Source organism: Vibrio sp. 10N.222.49.C9, from assembly GCF_041474985.1.
GTDB lineage: Bacteria > Pseudomonadota > Gammaproteobacteria > Enterobacterales > Vibrionaceae > Vibrio > Vibrio crassostreae_C.
Window position 1 is genome coordinate 1 of sequence record NZ_JBFRVD010001625.1, and the last position, 225, is coordinate 225.

Annotated in this window: 1 protein-coding gene; it reads right to left on the reverse strand. The window is 42.7% G+C overall.

The genetic code is table 11. From position 1 onward, the window contains the following. Positions 1 to 184, reverse strand: a 184-nt coding sequence (locus AB4585_RS29550; RefSeq protein ID WP_372172401.1) for a hypothetical protein, incomplete at its 3' end; no start/stop codon positions are given. Positions 185 to 225 lie beyond the last annotated feature (41 nt).

Here is a 225-nt window from a genome sequence, read left to right on the forward strand (position 1 = left end):
TCCTTGGGATCACAGCGACGCCATAGTCGACATTCCACAAGAATCGAATGTAATGGCCTTTCGTACCATCTGGGAACCGCACCATATCATTGTAAAGAGTGGCGAATTCATTCTGAAAAACTGGCAACTCTCTTACTATCTCAATCTCGCCTTTCTTGTGAACGCCCAAATACAAATCTGTCATTTCTATCAACACCTATCTAAATCAATTACGACCGATAGGAC